This window comes from Caldimonas sp. (genome assembly GCF_046289365.1).
Classification (GTDB): Bacteria; Pseudomonadota; Gammaproteobacteria; order Burkholderiales; family Burkholderiaceae_C; genus Caldimonas.
Genome location: NZ_JBKBVU010000273.1, coordinates 1 through 3,133 on the forward strand (window position 1 = coordinate 1; position 3,133 = coordinate 3,133).

At 65.8% G+C, this 3,133-nt stretch carries 3 protein-coding genes and 1 tRNA gene; all 4 read left to right on the forward strand.

What is annotated here, in order from left to right; all coding sequences use genetic code 11:
- On the forward strand, positions 1–143 hold a 143-nt coding region (locus ACK42S_RS16805), incomplete at its 5' end, for a sigma factor-like helix-turn-helix DNA-binding protein (protein WP_409710247.1).
- Between the two features lie 9 nt (positions 144–152).
- Positions 153–228: transfer RNA gene (locus ACK42S_RS16810), tRNA-Ile, on the forward strand.
- A 253-nt stretch (positions 229–481) separates the two neighbouring features.
- Entirely contained in the window at positions 482–1,342 is an 861-nt protein-coding gene (locus tag ACK42S_RS16815) for a hypothetical protein (RefSeq protein ID WP_409710241.1), read from the forward strand.
- Positions 1,343–1,494: 152 nt separating this feature from the next.
- A partial coding sequence (locus tag ACK42S_RS16820; protein WP_409710244.1) for an MHYT domain-containing protein occupies positions 1,495–3,133 on the forward strand: 1,639 nt, incomplete at its 3' end.

The following is a 3,133-nucleotide window of genomic DNA, read 5'->3' on the forward strand; positions in this document are numbered from 1 at the left end:
ACACCGACCACACCCTCGAGGAAGTGGGCAAGCAGTTCGACGTGACCCGCGAGCGCATCCGCCAGATCGAGGCCAAGGCCCTGCGCAAGCTGCGCCACCCCACCCGTAGCGAGCAGCTGCGCAGCTTCCTCGACCTCGAGTAAGCCCAGTGCGGGCCCATAGCTCAATGGTCAGAGCACGGGACTCATAATCCCTTGGTTGCAGGTTCGAGTCCTGCTGGGCCTACCATTTCCAGGGTTCGACTCCGTGCCGCGCTTCATATGGTTCCAGCACCTGCCTCGGCGTGACGCGAGGCATAGGCCTGGCGTGATGGGGTTTGCCGGACAGACCACCGGGGCGCTGTGACGTTGCCCGTTTGTGGCCCCAGCATGAGCCCGGGAGTTGACGGCCAAAGCGGGGGGGGGGGATACAATGAACTGGCCTCCGCATAGAGAGTGTGTGGTGGCCGAGCGTTTCATCCCCCCAGTCAAGGAATTTGCCCGTGAAGCTTGCCAAGCGAACGCTAAGGACTGCGTTGTTCCTATTCGGCGCCCTTCCCTTCCATCCGGTTCTGTCGCAGGTGGAACCGGAGCGGACCATGTCCTGTGATGGCTGTACCGAACAGGAGCGGGCCGAAATCGTCACCTCACTTGCCAAGGTCCCCGGTGAAAGCCGGGTACTCATCGTCGATGCGCACAGTCGGAAGCTTCATCTCTACGAGGTATGGGTTGACAAGGAACCCGGCCTTTTTCATGTAACCATGGAGGAGCGTGCCGCGCCCGCCGAGGCAGTGGCTGCCTTTGATCGGGTACTGACGCTGTTTCCCGCGCGCAAGGAGCTCGATCTTGCCACGGGGGTGCCTTCTTTCTGTCAGGTCGAAAGTTCGAGTGTTGGGGCGAACTATCTTTCAGACCTGGCCTGCCGAGGTTGGGTCAATGCGCTCGTCAGAAACTCCTATTCCAATACTTTGAGGGCGCTTGTCGTCGGGCCTTGGGCCGTTCAGGTTCTGACAGCATTCACGAAGACGGTTCAGGGGCCAAGGCAGATCCGGATAATGGTCCGCGCTCCGGACGGTTCCTTGATCGAGCTCCAGGCGACGGTGATGCTGGACATCGATTTCGACCCGATCGTTACCGATTTGGTCGTCAAAAGCGTGATGGCGAACGGGATCGAGCTCCCGTTAAATGCCGAAGCATTGCGGGGCCAGACGATTTCCACGTCGAACAGTGCGATCTCCAACGATTTTCGCAGGTTGTTCGGTAATTGGAGTATCGACCTTCGCCCGCGCTGCGGAAGCCAGCAGCGGATCATTTGTCCATCGGATCCATCCCAGCCCTGCGTGAGTGAAATCACCTGCCGGTGACCGCAGCTACTCCACGCCACCTTCCCTCTGGGCTACATGAAGCCAGGGTCCGGCTTTCACGGCGGTGAAAGCCGGTGAAGCCCGGCCTCCCGGGCGCTGCGGGGCGCCGCGGGAGCGGCTAGGCTGGTGCCAGCCCTTCGCGGGAGGCCCCGATGCAGTGGAGTGATGTCTTCGCCTGGCGCAGCGAGGCGGTGCCGCTGGCCCCGGTGGAGTACAGCGGCTGGCTGGTGTTGCTCTCGGTGGCCATCGCCATGTTCGGCGGGGTGGCGGCCATGCAACTCGTCGCCGTGGCCCGCCACGCCCCGCGCTTCGGCCGTGGCCTGGCCACTGGCGCCTATCTGGCGGCCGTGCTAGCGATGGGGGCCAGCGTCTGGAGCATGCATTTCATCGGCATGCTGGCGGTGGATCTCTGCCAGCCGGTGGCCTACGACCCTGCGCTCACTGCGCTCTCGATCCTGCCCAGCCTCGCTGCCTCGGCGGTGGGTTTGCGCCTGTTCCTGCGCCCGGAGGCAAGTGCCCTGCAGGTGGTGCATGCCGGCGTCTGGCTCGGTGCCGGCATCGGGGTGATGCATTACAGCGGCATGGCGGCGATGGAGCTGGAGAGCCTGATCCGCTACGACCCACTGTGGTTCGTGGCCTCGCTGGTGGTGGCGATCTCGCTGGCGATCGCCGGCCTTGGCGCCCGCACCCTGCTGCGCGAGCGCTGGGGCTTGGCGCCGGCGCAGATCTCGCTGGTTTCCGGGGCCATCCTCGGCCTCGCGGTCTCGGGCATGCACTACACCGCGATGCAGGCCTCGCTATTCGTCGGCCAGATTTCCGCCGATTACGTCCCCTGGTCGAGCCGCCAGGTGGAACTGGCGCTGGCCGTGGCGGTGGTGACCTGCATCGTGTTCGGCGTGGCCTGGGGCACGGTGGCGCTCACCGCCTACCGCAGCACCGCAAACCGCTTGCGTGAGCGCGAGCGCCTGCTGAGCGACATCCTGAGCAATCTGCCAGGTGCCGTGGTGCGCATCGGTGTGGGGCAGACGCGCCGCCGGGTATTGGCCTCGCCCACCCTCGTCGAGCTCGTGGGCGGTGACGAGGCGCTCGGCGACACGGGGCAGGAATGCCATCTCGACGAACGGGTGCTGGAAGCGGACCGCCCAGCCTTGCAGCGGGCCATTGAACTTGCTTTGGCCGATGGCGACCGCGAGCAGGCCACGGTGCGCCTGCTGCGTGGCGATGGCGCCCAGCGCTGGGTCAACATCCGCGTACAGGCGGTGGCGGTGGCGCCAGGCGAGGAGCCGCTGGTCGATCTCTATCTCAGCGATGTGACCGAGGAATACGAGATCCGCGCCCGCGAGCGTCAGCTCCTGTGGTCGATCGACCAGGTGATCGGCCGTGCCGTGCTCACGCCGCAGGGGGTGTTCCAGGAGGTCAATGCCCGTCTCGCGCAGACCCTGGGCTATGCGCCGGAGGAAATGCCGGGGCTGCCGCACCGCCTGGTCTGGCCGGAGGCTGCCGCCGGCGAGGTGGAGCGCTTCTGGAGCGGCCTGCGTGCCGGCGAGGCCCAGCATGGCGAGTTCCTGCGGGTGGCGAAGGACGGCAGCCAGCGCGTGCTGCAGGGCTGGTACCAGCCACTGCGCAATACCGAGGGCCAGATCTACGCCGTGCTGAAGCTGGTGGTAGACGTCACCGAGCGGGCGCGGATGGTGGAGGACCTGCTCAAGACCCAGGCCGAGCTGCGCGCGGCGCTGGCCAGCCGCAGCGCCTTCTTCGCCAATGTGAGCCACGAGATCCGCACGCCGATGA